Source organism: Pandoraea cepalis (genome assembly GCF_902459625.1).
In the GTDB taxonomy this organism is placed as follows: Bacteria; Pseudomonadota; Gammaproteobacteria; order Burkholderiales; family Burkholderiaceae; genus Pandoraea; species Pandoraea cepalis.
On sequence record NZ_CABPRY010000003.1, the window covers coordinates 257,388 to 271,985 of the forward strand.

General features: G+C 64.4%; 16 protein-coding genes. 8 read left to right on the forward strand and 8 right to left on the reverse strand.

Annotation, left to right across the window (positions count from 1 at the left end):
• Nucleotides 1-2 precede the first annotated feature (2 nt).
• Both PCE31107_RS09260 and PCE31107_RS09265 read left to right on the forward strand, forming a co-directional pair.
• On the forward strand, nucleotides 3-470 hold the full coding sequence (locus PCE31107_RS09260; RefSeq protein WP_130026175.1) for a cyanophycin metabolism-associated DUF1854 family protein: 468 nt from the start codon (nucleotides 3-5) through the stop codon (nucleotides 468-470).
• 78 nt (nucleotides 471-548) lie between these two features.
• Complete coding sequence (locus tag PCE31107_RS09265; protein ID WP_150607926.1) at nucleotides 549-1,457, forward strand: recombination-associated protein RdgC; 909 nt, start codon at nucleotides 549-551, stop codon at nucleotides 1,455-1,457.
• Between the two features lie 101 nt (nucleotides 1,458-1,558).
• On the opposite strand, the gene PCE31107_RS09270 is transcribed toward PCE31107_RS09265, so the two are convergent.
• On the reverse strand, nucleotides 1,559-2,263 hold the full coding sequence (locus tag PCE31107_RS09270) for an SDR family oxidoreductase (protein ID WP_150607928.1): 705 nt from the start codon (nucleotides 2,261-2,263) through the stop codon (nucleotides 1,559-1,561).
• A gap of 224 nt (nucleotides 2,264-2,487) precedes the next feature.
• On the opposite strand from PCE31107_RS09270, the gene PCE31107_RS09275 reads away from it, so the two are divergent.
• The gene (locus PCE31107_RS09275) at nucleotides 2,488-3,090 is read left to right on the forward strand and encodes a TetR/AcrR family transcriptional regulator (protein WP_150607930.1); all 603 of its coding nucleotides are present in this window, start codon (nucleotides 2,488-2,490) and stop codon (nucleotides 3,088-3,090) included.
• A 61-nt stretch (nucleotides 3,091-3,151) separates the two neighbouring features.
• Here the strand turns inward: PCE31107_RS09275 and PCE31107_RS09280 are convergent, their stop codons facing one another.
• On the reverse strand, nucleotides 3,152-4,057 hold the full coding sequence (locus tag PCE31107_RS09280) for a LysR family transcriptional regulator (protein WP_150607932.1): 906 nt from the start codon (nucleotides 4,055-4,057) through the stop codon (nucleotides 3,152-3,154).
• 181 nt (nucleotides 4,058-4,238) lie between these two features.
• Here PCE31107_RS09280 and PCE31107_RS09285 point away from each other — a divergent pair, with 181 nt between their 5' ends.
• Together PCE31107_RS09285 and PCE31107_RS23320 are read left to right on the forward strand one after the other, a co-directional pair.
• Nucleotides 4,239-4,955, forward strand: a complete 717-nt coding sequence (locus PCE31107_RS09285) for an SDR family oxidoreductase (RefSeq protein ID WP_174966630.1) — start codon at nucleotides 4,239-4,241, stop codon at nucleotides 4,953-4,955.
• A gap of 222 nt (nucleotides 4,956-5,177) precedes the next feature.
• Nucleotides 5,178-5,327: a hypothetical protein gene (locus tag PCE31107_RS23320; RefSeq protein ID WP_165385306.1), complete on the forward strand. Its 150-nt coding sequence runs from the start codon at nucleotides 5,178-5,180 to the stop codon at nucleotides 5,325-5,327.
• Nucleotides 5,328-5,429: 102 nt separating this feature from the next.
• On the opposite strand, the gene PCE31107_RS09290 is transcribed toward PCE31107_RS23320, so the two are convergent.
• Nucleotides 5,430-5,618: a hypothetical protein gene (locus PCE31107_RS09290; protein ID WP_017234163.1), complete on the reverse strand. Its 189-nt coding sequence runs from the start codon at nucleotides 5,616-5,618 to the stop codon at nucleotides 5,430-5,432.
• Nucleotides 5,619-5,967: 349 nt separating this feature from the next.
• Between PCE31107_RS09290 and minC the strand changes: the two genes are divergently transcribed.
• The 3 genes from minC to minE are packed head-to-tail and all read left to right on the forward strand — an operon-like array spanning nucleotide 5,968 to nucleotide 7,843.
• Nucleotides 5,968-6,720, forward strand: a complete 753-nt coding sequence (minC, locus tag PCE31107_RS09295; protein WP_150607934.1) for a septum site-determining protein MinC — start codon at nucleotides 5,968-5,970, stop codon at nucleotides 6,718-6,720.
• Between the two features lie 43 nt (nucleotides 6,721-6,763).
• Nucleotides 6,764-7,579 carry a septum site-determining protein MinD gene (minD, locus tag PCE31107_RS09300; RefSeq protein ID WP_150607936.1) on the forward strand — a complete coding sequence of 272 codons (816 nt, stop codon included), beginning with the start codon at nucleotides 6,764-6,766 and terminating at the stop codon, nucleotides 7,577-7,579.
• A gap of 9 nt (nucleotides 7,580-7,588) precedes the next feature.
• On the forward strand, nucleotides 7,589-7,843 hold the full coding sequence (minE, locus tag PCE31107_RS09305) for a cell division topological specificity factor MinE (protein ID WP_017234160.1): 255 nt from the start codon (nucleotides 7,589-7,591) through the stop codon (nucleotides 7,841-7,843).
• A 184-nt stretch (nucleotides 7,844-8,027) separates the two neighbouring features.
• On the opposite strand, the gene PCE31107_RS09310 is transcribed toward minE, so the two are convergent.
• The 5 genes from PCE31107_RS09310 to PCE31107_RS09330 all read right to left on the reverse strand — a co-directional run bounded on the left by PCE31107_RS09310 (nucleotide 8,028) and on the right by PCE31107_RS09330 (nucleotide 14,591).
• Nucleotides 8,028-9,026, reverse strand: a complete 999-nt coding sequence (locus PCE31107_RS09310; RefSeq protein ID WP_150607938.1) for a DUF1571 domain-containing protein — start codon at nucleotides 9,024-9,026, stop codon at nucleotides 8,028-8,030.
• A gap of 14 nt (nucleotides 9,027-9,040) precedes the next feature.
• Entirely contained in the window at nucleotides 9,041-10,756 is a 1,716-nt protein-coding gene (locus PCE31107_RS09315; protein WP_150607940.1) for an AMP-binding protein, read from the reverse strand.
• Nucleotides 10,757-10,873: 117 nt separating this feature from the next.
• Nucleotides 10,874-12,193 (reverse strand): acetyl-CoA C-acetyltransferase, encoded by a 1,320-nt coding sequence (locus PCE31107_RS09320; protein ID WP_150607942.1) that lies wholly within the window; start codon nucleotides 12,191-12,193, stop codon nucleotides 10,874-10,876.
• A complete protein-coding gene (locus PCE31107_RS09325) occupies nucleotides 12,190-13,137 on the reverse strand; it encodes a MaoC/PaaZ C-terminal domain-containing protein (RefSeq protein WP_150607944.1) in 948 nt (315 codons plus the stop codon). The genes PCE31107_RS09320 and PCE31107_RS09325 overlap by 4 nt, the downstream gene beginning before the upstream one ends.
• Before the next feature lie 2 nt (nucleotides 13,138-13,139).
• Complete coding sequence (locus tag PCE31107_RS09330) at nucleotides 13,140-14,591, reverse strand: 3-oxoacyl-ACP reductase (RefSeq protein ID WP_150607946.1); 1,452 nt, start codon at nucleotides 14,589-14,591, stop codon at nucleotides 13,140-13,142.
• Nucleotides 14,592-14,598 lie beyond the last annotated feature (7 nt).

The window sequence follows — 14,598 nt, forward strand, 5'->3', positions numbered from 1 at the left end:
ACATGCAGATTGATTTCACCTTGTCTCGTAACGCGTTCGGCCGCCTGGTGCTGACCGACGCGGCTGGCGTCTCCCATGAAGGCGTGGTGCCCGTGCGCGCGTTTCCGATTGCGGCGCCGCAGGACGGCCTCGCGCTCGTGAGTCAGGAGGGGCGCGAGCTGGTCTGGCTCGACTCGCTCGACGTGCTGCCCGCCTCGATGCGCGCGCTGTTGCAAGACGAACTCGCCGCGCGCGAATTCATGCCGGAGGTGTTGCGCATCAAGGGCGTTTCGACCTACGCGACGCCCAGCACATGGACCGTCGAGACGAACCGAGGCGAGGCGGCGTTCGTGTTGCGTGGCGAAGAGGACATTCGTCGCCTGGGCGGCCAGACGTTGCTCATCACCGATAACCACGGCATTCACTTCCTGATTCGGGACACCGGCACGCTCGACAAGCCGAGCCGGAAGATCCTCGATCGCTTTCTCTGACACGATGCGCGTTGCCGAATTTCGCCGTGCCGCCCGGCACTGGTAAAATCTCGGCTTTTGCTTTTTGCGGTGATGCCGATGTGGTTCAAGAATCTTCAGTTGCACCGAATTCCTGCCGGTTGGTCCATGAGCGTCGCGCAAATGGAAACGGCGTTGGAGAAGCACGCCTTCTGCGAAGGCGGTAGCCTCGAAATGCAAGTGCAGGGCTGGGCGCCGCCGCGTGAGGGGGGCGAACTGGTGCACAGCATCAACCGTCAATTCCTGCTCGCCTATCGCGCCGAGAAGAAGCTGCTGCCGTCCACCGTCGTGAATCAGGTCACGCGCGCCAAGGCGCTCGAGTTGGAAGAGCAGCAAGGCTTCAAGCCGGGCCGCAAGCAAATGCGTGAGCTCAAGGAGCAGGTCACCGACGAACTGCTGCCGCGTGCGTTCGGCATTCGTCGCGACACGCGCGTGTGGATCGACCCGGCCAATCGCTGGCTCGTGATCGACGCCGCGTCGCCCGCCAAGGCCGACGAAGTGCGCAGCCTGCTGCTCAAGACGCTCGACATCACGCTCGAGAACGTGGAACTCAACGAGGCGCCCGTCGCAATGATGACCTCGTGGCTCGCGGGCAATGACGCGCCGGGCGGCTTCACCGTCGACCAGGACGTGGAACTGCGCTCGAACACCGATGAGAAGGCCGCAGTGCGCTATGTGCGCCACCCACTCGATGGCGCGGACGTGCGTCAGCATATCGAGGCTGGCAAGCGCTGCACCAAGCTGGCGATGACGTGGAACGACCGGATCTCCTTCGTGCTGACCGACGCGTTCGTCGTCAAACGTGTGACGACGCTCGACGTCATCAAGGATGCCGCCGATCCAACGGCTGAAGGCGAAGCCGAGAAGTTCGACGCCGACGTAGCGCTCATGACCGGCGAGCTCGCCCGAATGCTCGACGATTTGGTCGAGGCGTTGGGTGGCGAGCGTCAGATGGACAAGGCCGCCTGACGCGCAGTCGTCGCTCGCCGCAGAACTGCGAACGCCGCGAGGCCCGTGAGGGTGTCGCGGCGTTTTTTCGTTGGGTGCCTGGTTTGGCGCCCCGGCGGGGGTTATGCCGCGGGTTCTTGCAGGTAGACGCCCAGCGACAGCGCCTGCTTGACCTGTCGCGTGCCTTCGTCGACGCAGACCTCCTCTTCGCCTGCCTCGATGGCGTCGTAAGCCTGACGCACCACGTCGGCCGGGTCGAGCTTGTCGGCGTCGAACCCGCGAGTCAGGTCGGTATCGATGTAACCTGCGTGCAAACCGACCACCTGCGTATTTTGGGCGCGCAACGCGTTGCGCAAGCCATTGGTCAGCGACCACGCGGCCGACTTCGTGATTGAGTATTCAGGGAGCGCGTCTGAACTGATCCAGCTCACGATCGACAGGACATTGAGCAGTGCGCCACCGCCGTTGCGTTCCAGGGCCGGGGCGAACGCCTGCGTCATGCCGAGTACGCCGAACAGGTTCGTCTCCAGCGTCTCGCGCAGCAGCTCGGTAGCACCCGGGCCGGTCAGCCCTTCGGTCAGGCGTGCAATCCCCGCGTTGTTGATGAGCAGCGTGACGTCGCCCGCCAGGCTTGCCGCGGCCGCCACCGCCTCCGGGTCGTTGACGTCGAGCTTGACCGGGATGACACCCGGCAGCGTGACCTTCGACGGATCGCGCGACCCGGCGTACACCTTCTTCGCGCCGCGTTCGAGCGCCTGTTTCGCAAACGCCAAGCCCAGGCCACGGTTGGCGCCGGTCACGAATACGACGGCATCTTTGATCTTCATTTCAGAACTCCAGCAGGGTCATAGAGTCACGTCGACCCTGTGGAAGACGTGAGCGTTGGGCTATACTTCATGACGATGGTGATCGTAATCGTCATCGCTGACGCATTGTGCCGAGTCTGGCATCGATATGTCAATGGTAATCGCAATTGTCTTTATCGATGATGACGATAGTTCGATGGTGTGAACGAGTCTGGGCGAGCGTTGCGAGTCCTGAGGAGCGGAGGATGGGAATTTCAAGAGAGCAGGCTGCGGAAAACCGCGAGGCGATCGTCGCGGCGGCGGAGCGGCTGTTTCGTGAGCACGGCGTTGACGCCGTGGGGCTGACGGCGCTGATGAAGGCCGCGGGGTTCACGCAGGGGGGCTTCTACAACCACTTCAAGTCGAAGGATGCACTGGTTGCGGCCGTGATGTCGCGCGCGGTGGCGGCGAGCAACGGGCTGCTCGCAGGCGGCGACGCGGCGGCGGAGGCGGTGTTGTCGCCGACGGCGCGCGTCGAGCGGTATCTGTCGACGGCGCACCGCGATGACGTGGCGTGTGGCTGCCCGATGGCCGGATTTGCGGGGGATGCCCCGCGCATCGGCGACGAAGCGCAAGCATGTTATGCGAAAGGCCTGGCCGACATGATCGACCGAATGACCGCGGTCGGTATCGAGCAAGGACTGAGTCAGGCGCAGGCGAGTCGGTCTGCGATGGCACGCTTCGCGCAGATGGTGGGCACGCTCGTGCTGTCGCGCGCGGTCGTCAGTGCGGATCCGGCGCTCTCGGAGGCATTGCTGGCCGCTGGACGTGACGCGCTCAATGGGCGCGATACCGTCGGCGACAAGTGAAAGCCGCGAGGCAGCGCGTCGCCGGCGGAGCGACGTGAGGCGCTGCGCACGGTGTGCGTCGCTAGTGTTGGGGCCAGCGCCATTTGGCGCGCAACCCGTCCCGTAGAAAGTCAACGAAGGCGCGTGTGCGCGGTGCGAGATGCCGGCTGTGCGGATACACGGCATGCAGCGGCGACGCCGGCATTTGCAGCGAGGGCAATACGCGCGCAAGACGTCCCGCCTGGATATCGTCACCCACGTCCCAGATGGATTTCTGTGTGATGCCCGCACCGTGCAGCGCCAATTCGTGCGCGGTATCCCCATCGTCGACAACGTAGGTGTCGCGGACCTGGATGCGCAACGTTTCGGATTGCCACACGAATCGCCAGTCGCCGTGCGGCGCGTGGCCGAACAGAATGCAGTCATGCTGTTGCAGATCGCCAGCATCCTGCGGCGTGCCATGCCTTGCCAGATAGGTCGGAGACGCGACCAGCACGCGGTAGTTCGGGGCGAGTTCCTGCGCGACGAGACTGGAATCGGGCAGGGCGCCGACGCGGATGGCCACGTCGATGCCGTGCGCGACCAGATCGACCCATAGGTCGCTGAGTTCGAGATGCACTTTCAGGGCTGGATGCCGTTCGCGAAACGCGACCAGCAGCGGCGCCAGGTGACGACGGCCGAAGGCGCGCGGCGCGCTGATGCGAAGCACGCCACCGACGGTGCCCGCCTGTCGCGTCATTAGCCGCTCGGTCTCGGCAATCTCCGCGAGGATTCGCTGGCAGCACGTATGAAACACCTGCCCTTCGTCGGTGAGCGCCTGTTTGCGGGTGGTGCGATTGAGCAGACGAACGCCAAGGCGCTGCTCGAGTAGCCCGAGCCGCTTGCTCACGACGGCAAGCGACAGCCCCAACTCCCGCGCGGCCGCCGACATGCTGCCCGTGGTGACGACACGGTCGAATAAGGTGAGATCCAGCGTCTGGTCAATCATCTCGGGCAGATTCTCAATGAATTGTAGAGAGTCATTCAGTTTTCAACGGGATTATCGTTCCCCGGGATGAGTATCACAATAGCGCCGTGACATCGCGTGCCGGGGCTGGACGGTCAATCCCCCGGCGGCCACCGTCAGGTCGCGCGATTCCGCCCTCATTCCGATCGTTTTCAGGAGTTTCATCATGTTCAATTTCGAAGGTCAGCGCGTGTTGGTCATCGGCGGCAGCTCCGGCATTGGTCGTGCCACCGCCCAGGCGTTCGCCAAGGCAGGCGCGGCCGTGACCATTGCCTCGCGCAGTCAGGCGAAGCTCGACGACGCGCTTGCCACGTTAGGCACGACCGCGCGCGCCCTGGTGCTGGACACCGGAGATGCCGCCGCCGTTGAGCGGTGCTTCGCCGATCACGCCCCCTGGCAACACGTGGTCGTCTCGGCCGCGCAAACCCCGACCGGACAGGTGCGCAAGCTCTCGCTGGACGACGCGCATGCCGCCTTTGACAGCAAGTTCTGGGGCAGTTACCACGTAGCGCGCTATGCGCGCATTGAAGACGGCGGTTCGCTCACGCTGACGTCGGGCTTTCTGAGCGTGCGCCCGAGCACGTCGTCGGTCGTTCAAGGCGCAATCAACGCCGCCATCGAGGCGCTGGCACGAGGGCTGGCACTGGAACTGTCACCCGTGCGCGTGAACACCGTCTCGCCGGGGCTCACCGTCACGCCGCTATGGGACAAGCTGTCAGAGGCCGATCGCGAGGCGATGTATCGCAACGCGGCGGCGCGCTTGCCCGCGCGCCGTGTGGTCGCTGCCGAGGACGTGGCCAACACGATTCTTTATCTGGCGGGCACGCCGAGTGCCACGGGCTCGACCGTGCTGATCGACGCGGGCGGTGCGATTGCCTGACGGCAAGCCTCTCGGCGATGCGAATCCTGCGTCTCGATGGCAAAGATGCCATTGAATAGCGAATGATATGTTGCGTCGCAGCAGGCGAGCGGCGCGATGATGTCGAGGCCCTTGTTGTTGCGCAAACGCGGTATACCCCGATCACTTTCGGGTACCTATTTCGATAGGGATTGCCTAGAATGAAAGCGTGCCATCCCGCCATGTCGAAGTTAGGAGGCCACTATGCTGACAGGGAGCTTGATTGCCATGTTGATCATCGTGCTGGTCGTCGGCGCGGCGGTTGCGTGGCTCGTCGATCGCAACTGGTGCCGGGAGCATCCGGCGGCGCGGCACACGTGGCGGCGTCACTCTCGGGACGTCCGGCACGGTTGAACGCGCAGGTAGGTATCGAGGGGGATATCCCCCGCCCAATGAAAAGCCCGCCTTCCGGCGGGCTTTTACATCTTACGGACACCTCAACAGCAGGCTGGGCGCTCAGGCAACGGCCTGAAGGACATACTTGCCCTGGACGGTCAGTCGCGGGGATTTTTCACCCGACGCCAACTCTTCCCATTCGATCAATTTGCTTTCAAGCAATGACTCGAGGTCCAGGCGATCATGCTCCACTTGCTCAGGAGCGTCCTTGACCAGCATCAGGGTGGCAAATTCATGATGACTCAGCATCGTCGTCTCCCGGTTTGCGGTTCCACAGGGGGTCCCTCGTCAGGGAATTAAAGGATAGGTCACGAATATGGCACTTGCGCGACAAAATTCGCACTTTCGATGTTGCTTCGCAGCACGTCTCTTAGGACACTTTCCCACTGCCAGCATAGCCGCTCCTCATGTCACTGGCATGTCAGCGGCCCCCGTTCTTTACTGTCGGAACCGTTGGTTCATGATGCAAAATGCTGCAATGCGACAACGGTGATTCTTCCGTCAATGACGGAGGCGACCCGTTGATTTGCGGTTGGCGTCCCGTCAAGGGACGGTAGAATGGCCCAATTTGCCAGCAATTCGCGCACAACAACCTGACATGCCGCAAAAGAAAACCCCGTACTTCGAGTTACGCAGCGGTGCCATCGATACCCTGCATTTCGTGGTCAAGACGCCGCAACTGGAGACGCTGCGCACCGAACTGTCACAACGCTTCGAAGCGACCCCGGAGTTTTTTGCCGGCGACACGGTCGCCATCGACGTTCGGCGCCTGACCGGCGACGAGCGCGTTGCCGTGCCCGCGTTGGCCGACATGCTGGCCGAATTCCGCATGAAGCCGATCGGGGTGGTCGCCAACGCCGAGCAAGCCGAGTGGGCGGTGGTGGACGGACTGCCGCGGCTCGATAGCCACGAGCGTCGCCTGTCGCGTCCGGCGCGGGAGAGTGAGGCGCCGGACGAGACGGCTGCCGTGCCAGCCCAGGCGGCACCGGAACCGGTGGTGCCTGACACCGTGGCCGTCCCATCGACCATCATCGACAAGCCGTTGCGTTCGGGCCAGCAGGTCTACGCGAAGGGCGATCTGATCATCCTCGATTTGGTCAGTTATGGGGCCGAGGTGATCGCGGAAGGTAATATCCACATTTACGCACCGCTGCGGGGGCGGGCGCTGGCAGGCGTGAAGGGCAAGCTCGACGCTCGCATCTTCTGTACCTGCCTCGAGCCCGAGCTGATTTCCATCGCCGGTATCTACCGGACCGGTGAGCATGCACTGCCGCCTGATGTGCAGGGGCGTTCGGTGCAGGTGCGGCTGGTAGACGACAAACTGATTTTCGAGCCCCTCGGGCTCAAATGATTCGTAGCTAAATTCATCCTCAAGTTTGGGAAGGCATCGACAGATGGCAAAAGTGATTGTGGTGACCTCTGGCAAGGGTGGCGTCGGCAAGACGACGACCAGTGCCAGCTTTTCCGCCGGCCTCGCCTTGCAGGGGCACAAGACGGCAGTCATCGATTTCGACGTGGGCCTGCGCAATCTCGACCTCATCATGGGTTGCGAGCGCCGCGTCGTGTACGACCTGATCAACGTGATTCAAGGCGAAGCGAACCTCAATCAGGCGCTCATCAAGGACAAGGCCTGCGAGAACCTGTTCATCCTGCCCGCGTCGCAGACGCGCGACAAGGATGCCCTCACGCAAGCCGGCGTGGAGAAGGTCATCAAGGATCTGGACGACATGGGATTCGAATACATCGTGTGCGATTCGCCGGCCGGTATCGAGTCGGGCGCGCTGCTCGCCATGCATTTCGCCGACGAGGCGCTCGTGGTGACGAACCCCGAGGTGTCGTCGGTGCGCGATTCGGACCGCATTCTGGGCATTCTCTCGTCGAAGACGAAGCGCGCCATTGAAGGCGGCGAGCCGATCAAGGAGCACCTGCTCATCACCCGTTACAACCCGAAGCGCGTCAACGACGGCCAGATGCTGTCGCTCGACGACATTCAGGAAATCCTGCGAATCAAGCTCATCGGCGTGATTCCGGAGTCGGAGTCGGTGCTGCATGCCTCGAATCAGGGCACGCCGGCCATTCATCTCGACGGCACCGACGTGGCTGACGCGTATCGCGACGTGGTGAGCCGTTTCAAGGGCGAAGACAAGCCAATGCGCTTTACCGACTATCAAAAGCCGGGACTGTTGCAGCGTATTTTCGGCTCGAAGTAAGGAGTGCCCATGTCATTCCTGTCTTTCCTCCTGGGGGAGAAGAAAAAGACCGCTTCCGTCGCCAAAGAGCGCCTGCAGATCATTCTGGCGCACGAACGCGCGGGCTCGTCGCCGCCGGCGGACTACCTGCCGGCGTTGCAACGTGAGCTGGTCGCCGTCATCTCCAAGTACGTCAAGATCGCACAAGACGACATCAAGGTCAGCGTTGAGCACCAGGACAACCTGGAAGTGCTCGAAGTGAAGATCGAACTGCCGCAGACCTGATCGGCCGCGGCAGGCCGGCGTTGCTACGAGCTCGCGACCTCGCGCACGCCGGCATCCGATGTGCGCATGAGCGAAAGCCCGCCACCTCCGTTCAGAGGTGGCGGGCTTTCGTCGTTCATTTATCGCGCGCCGTCACACCGATGCGATCCACGGGTGCCGGTCGTTGCCGACATCAAGTGGGCCATCAGAACTTATAGTCGGGATTTTTCGGATCGAACGTTGCGTCGGTCCATGAGGCCTTGCGCACCTTCTCGAAGCGCATTTCCTCGACCTTTTGTCCCGACGCATCCCACGCTTCGATACCGCGCGGACGGCCGGTCTTCAGGTCGAGCAGCAGGCGTGACTTATACGCGTAATGTTGCGGTGGCCCGGCGGGGGCGTCCCATTCCAGAGCGAGCATGCGCATGCCGTTCGATTCGGATACCGAAATTCTTGCGGGCGTCGCGGGGAGTCCCTCGGCGCGGAAGCTGCGACCGTCGTGCGCAATTCGCTCGGCAATGAACGCAAAGCCCAGATCGCGCACGGTATGGTTGGACTGCGAGCGCGCGAGCGGGCCGTCGATACTGCTCCAGATCGATGCGAAGCCGAAAATGCCGCCGAGATGGCCATACATCTCCTTGGGATTCTTCGTCTCGTCGTAAATGATTTCCTGACCCGCGTGGGCGCCGCCCGGTAGCCATTTCGCATAGATCTGCAATGGCGCCTCTCGAATCTTCACGAGCATGCGGTCGGGCGTGGTTTGCCACTGGTCATTGATGCGTTCATGACGTGTTAGCTCGTACTGGTATTCGGGCAGCGCGGCCGACTCCGTCTTCAGGAACCGAACGAGCGCGTCGGCGTGGATCGCCTGCATGCGAGCGACGATCCGCTCGTCGCTTAGCCGCGCCAATTCGCCGGCCTTGATCGTGTGGGACAGCCATTGGGCTTGCGCGGCGACAGGCATGGCGGCCAGCTTGGCGACCTCGACATCCGCGGCAGCGGTGTTTGCCGTCGCGTGGGTCGTGGGCGGTGCCGCAGGAGCGGAGGACGTGACAGCCGATAGGCCTGCATCCGACGAGACGTTGCTCTGGGCGAGGGCATTCGACGCACTCAGCGCGCCGGCAACGAGCGCCATGGGTGTCAATACGAGGGCCAGTGCGACGTGGCCGAGGCGGCCGGCGTGGAACGCGTGGTGCTTGGGCATGTTGTTCGTCTCCCTTACGCGTGACCGAGCGGCGCGCGCAGTTCGCGCCGAAGAATCTTGCCGACGGTCGACTTGGGCAGTTCGCCGTCACGGAATTCGACGATGCGCGGCACCTTGTACGCGGTCAGGTGTTCGCGGCAGTGGGCGAGCAAATCCTCGGCGCTCACCCCAGGGGCCTTTGCGACGACCACGAGTTTCACGCGCTCGCCGGCCACCGGATCCGGCACGCCGACCACCGCGGCTTCCCGAACCCCTGGGTGGAGCATCACGACGTCCTCGATTTCATTCGGGTAGACGTTGAAGCCGGACACGAGAATCATGTCCTTCTTGCGGTCGATGAGCCGTACATATCCGCGTGCGTCCATCACGCCAACGTCACCCGTCATCAGCCAGCCGTCGGCGTCGAACGTGTTGGCGGTGTCTTCCGGGCGCTGCCAATAGCCGCGCATGACCTGCGGCCCCCGCACGCATAACTCCCCTGGCTCGCCGAGATCGGCCCACGTGCCGTCATCACGCTTGAAGCGCACGTCGGTCGACGGCGCGGGCAGACCGATGGAGCCGGTGAAATCGACGTCGTCCATATGCGAGAGGTCGACCGGGTTCATCGTGACGATGGGGGAGCATTCGGTGAGGCCGTAGCCCTCGATGATCGGTTTGCCGGTGACCTGCTTCCATCGCTCGGCAATGGCGCGCTGCGTGGCCATGCCGCCGGCAAGCGAGAGTTTCAATCGGGAGAAGTCGCGCGCACAGAAGTCCTGGTTCTCGAGCAGACCGTTGAACAGTGTGTTCACTCCCGTGACGCCGGTGAATGTCTCGTTGCGGATGATGTAGACGACCTTCTTCACGTCGCGCGGGTTTGCGATCAGGATGTTGCGCCCGCCCAGGCTCATGAACACCAGGCAGTTCACCGTGAGTGAGAGGATGTGATACATGGGCAGCAGCGACAGATTCACCTCGATGTCGCCGTCGAGCTGGCCGGCGGCCCATGCCTCGGTTTGCAACAGGTTGGCCAGCACGTTCCCGTGCGACAGCATCGCCCCCTTGGCCACGCCGGTCGTGCCCCCTGTGTATTGAAGGAAGGCGAGGTCGTCGCGCGCGAGGGGCACCGGAACAGGCCTGCGCTTCGCGCCCTCGGCGAGCGCTCGGCGCAGCGGGATCGCCTGCGGCAGATCGTAGGGCGGCACTTGTTTGGCGATTCGCCGCATGAGGAAGTTGACGAGGCGTCCCTTGACGTTCAAGCCGGTGCCGAGCAAGTCGCCGATCTGCGTGACGAGCACGTGGCGCACCTCGGTGCCGGGGATCGCGTCCTGCACGGTTTTCGCGAAGTTCTCAAATGCGACGATCGTACGTGCGCCGCTGTCCTGTAATTGATGTTTGAGTTCGCGAACGGTGTACAGGGGATTGACGTTGACGACCACGGCCCCGGCGATCAGCGTGCCGAACAGGCCGATCGGGTACTGGAAGCAATTGGGCATCATGAGCGCCACGCGCTCTCCCTTCTGCACACCGTGGGCTTGCAGCCACGCGGCAAAGGCGTACGCCTGGCGGGCGACCTCGCCATAGGTGATTTCGCTCCCCAGACTCACGAACGCAATGCGTTCCCGGTACTTGTCGATCCATTCGTCGAACGCCTGTACCAGCGACGTGTAGCGTGTCGTATCGATGTCGGCGGGAACGCCAGGCGGGTAAGCGCCTAGCCACACGCGTTCGTGCTGAACAGCTGAGTCCATCGTTGTCTCCCTTGAGGTCTTTTGGCACGGGTACCCGAGAGCAGGCGGTGGCTCTGCTGGCAACTCGCCTCCTGCTGCGGGGCCGTGCTTGTGACTGCCCCTGTAACGTCGTTTGCGTTATCGTTCCAGCATGGCGACCACGCCTTGTCCGCCGGCCGCGCAAATCGAGATGAGGCCACGTCCGCCGCCACGCTCGGCGAGCTGTTTGGCGAGAGTGGCAAGCAGGCGTGCGCCGGTGGCCGCGAACGGATGCCCGCAGGCAAGCGAACTGCCATTTACGTTCAGCCGCTGCCGGTCGATGCTACCCAGCGGCGCGGCGAGCCCCAGCCGATCGCGGCAGTATTGCGGGTCTTCCCACGCTTTCAATGTGCAAAGCACCTGCGCCGCGAACGCCTCGTGAATTTCGTAGAAGTCGAAGTCCTGCAGCGTGAGCCCGGCCTGGGCGAGCATGCGTGGCACAGCGTACGCCGGCGCCATGAGCAGTCCTTCGCGCTGGGCTTCATCGGGATGAAAGAAGTCGACGGCCGCGGTTTGCGAGTACGTCAGATACGCGAGCACCGGGATGTCGTGCGCGTGTGCCCAGTCTTCGCTCGCGAGCAGCACGCACGAGGCGCCGTCCGTCAGCGGGGTCGAGTTGCCCGCCGTGAGCGTGCCCGCGGCGCTGCGATCGAACACCGGCTTGAGGGCGTTCAAGGTCTCCAGCGTGACGTCGGGGCGCAGGTTGTTGTCGCGTCGCAGGCCGCGAAACGGCGTCATCAGATCGAGGAAGAACCCGCGTTCATAGGCGGCGGCCAGATGTTGATGGCTCGCGAGCGTGAGTTCGTCCTGTGCGGCGCGCTCGATTTGCCAGCGCTTGGCCATCTGCTCGCAATGCTCCCCCATCGAGAACCCGGTGCGTGGTTCGCCGTTGCGGGGTAACGCCGGCTTGAACAACATGCCGGGACGCGCCTTCGCGAGCGCACCGAGCTTGCCCCCAGGGCTGCGCTGTCGGTTGGCCTCCAGCAGAATCTTGCGCAGTGTCTCGTTGACTGCGATGGGGGCGTCCGAGGCTGTGTCGACCCCGCCGGCGATCGCCACGTCGATCTGGCCGAGCGCAATTTTGTTGCCGGTCAGGATGGCGGCCTCGAGGCCCGTGCCGCACGCTTGCTGAACATCGTAGGCGGGCGTTTGCGGGGCGAGCGTCGTCGACAGGACGGATTCGCGCGTCAGGTTGAAATCGCGCGCGTGTTTGAGCACGGCCCCCGCGGCGACTTCCCCCAGGCGCTGATCGTGCAGCGCAAACCGGTCGACGAGGCCCTGAATCGCGGCGGTGAGCATGTCCTGATTCGACGCGGTGGCGTATGCCGTGTTGGCGCGCGCAAACGGGATGCGGTTGCCGCCGAGAATGGCAACGCGGCGCAAGGCGGGGGGCGGCGCGGTAGGCGTGAAGGCGCTCATGAAAGGTCTGGGTCGAGGGGGGAGGACGACACGGTCGGCGCGTATTGCCACCGTCCGCGCAGATGGGGCACCGTGCCTGCCGCGTCGCGTAATTCGAAGGCGCCGCCGCGCGCATCGCGCCAGAGCGTGACATCCCCCGGCAGCGGCAGCGGCCTTTTGAACTCCACGAGCAGATCGAGGCAGGGCACGTCGGCCGGTAACACGGCCGCGAGGCTTCGGGCGAAGCTCCACATGCCGTGAATGATGGGGTGCGGGAAGCCGAACAGTCGGGCCGTGACCGGCCAGAGATGAATCGGGTTGTAATCGCCGGACACCCGCGCGTACTGGCGACCAAGGTCGCGCGGCACATGCCATGCGGCGGTCTTCGCGAGCGACGGGTCGGCGCTCAACGCGGCGCGATACGGTGCGCCGAGCGGGTCGGGCAGACCGGTGCGCAGGTATCCGCTCTCTCCCGACCACACGACAACCCCATCGCGTCGCGCCGTGGTGAGGACCGTAAAGACCTGTCCCTTGTCATGGGCGAACAGCGAGCCGCAACGGACATCCAGATCGAGCCGGTCCCCCGGCGTGAGCGATGCGTGCTGACGTATGCGATTGTCCAGATGCACCATGCCGAGCATGGCGAACGGAAACGCGCGGTCGGTCATCAGCAACATATGCAGCGGGAAGGCGAGCAGATGCGGCCACGTGGGTGGCACCCCGTGCGCCGCGGTGAAGCCGCACAAGCGCGCGTAACGGGCGATGGCGTCGGCGTCGAGCGTGACATTGCGTCGCGTGAAAGCCAAGGGTGGGAGCCGTTGCGCGTTCGCTGGTTTGCGGGACGAGAGCAGTGCCCGCAGAAACAGCGTGTGCGGGGAGGGCAGGCGCGTGACGTCGGCCGGGGTGTGCCCGGTGGCGGACGATAACGCCTTGTCATGCGGATCGCGAGGGCGGTCGTTGGGCATGGTCATGCACCTAGCAGGCTCTGGCCGCACACGCGCACCACCTGTCCGGTCAATGCGCCCGATGCAGGGTGCGCCAACCAGGCAATGGCCTGCGCCACGTCGACCGGCTGGCCGCCCTGGCCGAGGGAGTTCATCCGGCGCCCGGCTTCGCGAATGGCGAACGGCACAGCGGCGGTCATCTGCGTCTCAATGAAGCCGGGAGCGACGGCATTGATGCTGATGTGGCGCTCGGCGAGTACCGGCGACCAGGCTTCGATCATGCCAATCACCGCCGCCTTCGACGCCGCGTAGTTGGTCTGCCCCCGATTTCCCGCAATGCCGCTGATCGACGCCACACCGACGATCCGGCTGTTGGCGCGCAGTACCCCAGCATCGAGCAGCGCCTGATTGAGGCGTTGCGGCGCACCGACATTGATGTCGAGCACGCTCTGCCATTGCGCTTCGCTCATGCGCACGAGCGTCTTGTCGCGCGTGATACCGGCGTTGTGCACGAGGATGTCGAGGCCGCGTGGCGCATGCGTGGCCAAATGCGCTAGCAATGTCGCCCCCGCCTCGGGTGCGGCAATGTCGCACGTGAGCGCGCTGCCGTCGAGACGCATCGCCACAGCCTCGAGCGCACCCTGGGCTTGCGCGATGTCGACGCACACGACATGCGCGCCGTCGTGTGCCAGCACGGTGGCAATCGCTTCGCCGATGCCGCGCGCCGCGCCTGTCACAACGGCGACGTGTCCGGCGAGCGGACGATCGTCGTGAGTCGGCGGCGTTGTGAATACCGGCGCTTGCAGGGTGATGGCCTGACCGCTCACGTAGGCGGCGCGCGGCGAGAGAAAGAAGCGCAGCGTCGAGTGCAGGGCATCCCGAGCGTGCGGCGCGACGTAGAGCAACTGCGCCGTGGCCCCGCGCTTGAGTTCCTTGGCGAGCGATCGCACGAAGCCTTCGAGCGCGCGCTGCGCCACGCTGGCCTGGGGTGTCGGTGCCAGCGCGGGCGGCACGCCCAGCACGAGCACGCGGGCGCATGGGTCGAGGCAGGCGAGGGTGTCGTGGAAGAACGTATAGAGCGCGCTCAGGCCGTCGGTGCTGGCGATGGCGCTCGCATCGAACAGCAACGCCTTGGCACGTACACCTTCGCCGGGATTGAATCGTCCACTCATCGTGCCCGCCTGATTGGCATGGGTGATCCAGTCGAGTCGCTCGGCGTGCGCAAGGCTGGACATGCCGAGCCGATGCAGCTCACGTGCCAGATCCGGCAACAGCGGGGCGTCGCCCGCGCCGCCCACGACCGCGGGTGGTGTGGGCACTGCGCGTTGCGACGCATCGGTGGCCGCCTCGGCGCGGCTGTCGTCGCGCGACGGCATCCGTTCGAGCGGCACGGGGCGCGGTAGCCCCAGCGCATTGGCCAGGCGGCTGCCCACGGCGGAGTTGGCGAAAGCCAGATATCGGTCGGACGTCGTCACGGCGCGT

Excerpts from the sequence above, each read along its gene's own strand:
- minE (WP_017234160.1), top strand. The coding sequence starts at position 7,589 with ATGTCATTCCTGTCTTTCCTCCTGGGGGAGAAGAAAAAGACCGCTTCC.
- PCE31107_RS09325 (WP_150607944.1), bottom strand. The coding sequence starts at position 13,137 with ATGCCCAACGACCGCCCTCGCGATCCGCATGACAAGGCGTTATCGTCC.
- minC (WP_150607934.1), top strand. The coding sequence starts at position 5,968 with ATGCCGCAAAAGAAAACCCCGTACTTCGAGTTACGCAGCGGTGCCATC.
- PCE31107_RS09270 (WP_150607928.1), bottom strand. The coding sequence starts at position 2,263 with ATGAAGATCAAAGATGCCGTCGTATTCGTGACCGGCGCCAACCGTGGC.
- PCE31107_RS09280 (WP_150607932.1), bottom strand. The coding sequence starts at position 4,057 with ATGATTGACCAGACGCTGGATCTCACCTTATTCGACCGTGTCGTCACC.
- minD (WP_150607936.1), top strand. The coding sequence starts at position 6,764 with ATGGCAAAAGTGATTGTGGTGACCTCTGGCAAGGGTGGCGTCGGCAAG.
- PCE31107_RS09310 (WP_150607938.1), bottom strand. The coding sequence starts at position 9,026 with ATGCCCAAGCACCACGCGTTCCACGCCGGCCGCCTCGGCCACGTCGCA.
- PCE31107_RS23320 (WP_165385306.1), top strand. The coding sequence starts at position 5,178 with ATGCTGACAGGGAGCTTGATTGCCATGTTGATCATCGTGCTGGTCGTC.
- PCE31107_RS09260 (WP_130026175.1), top strand. The coding sequence starts at position 3 with ATGCAGATTGATTTCACCTTGTCTCGTAACGCGTTCGGCCGCCTGGTG.
- PCE31107_RS09290 (WP_017234163.1), bottom strand. The coding sequence starts at position 5,618 with ATGCTGAGTCATCATGAATTTGCCACCCTGATGCTGGTCAAGGACGCT.
- PCE31107_RS09315 (WP_150607940.1), bottom strand. The coding sequence starts at position 10,756 with ATGGACTCAGCTGTTCAGCACGAACGCGTGTGGCTAGGCGCTTACCCG.
- PCE31107_RS09320 (WP_150607942.1), bottom strand. The coding sequence starts at position 12,193 with ATGAGCGCCTTCACGCCTACCGCGCCGCCCCCCGCCTTGCGCCGCGTT.
- PCE31107_RS09265 (WP_150607926.1), top strand. The coding sequence starts at position 549 with ATGTGGTTCAAGAATCTTCAGTTGCACCGAATTCCTGCCGGTTGGTCC.
- PCE31107_RS09275 (WP_150607930.1), top strand. The coding sequence starts at position 2,488 with ATGGGAATTTCAAGAGAGCAGGCTGCGGAAAACCGCGAGGCGATCGTC.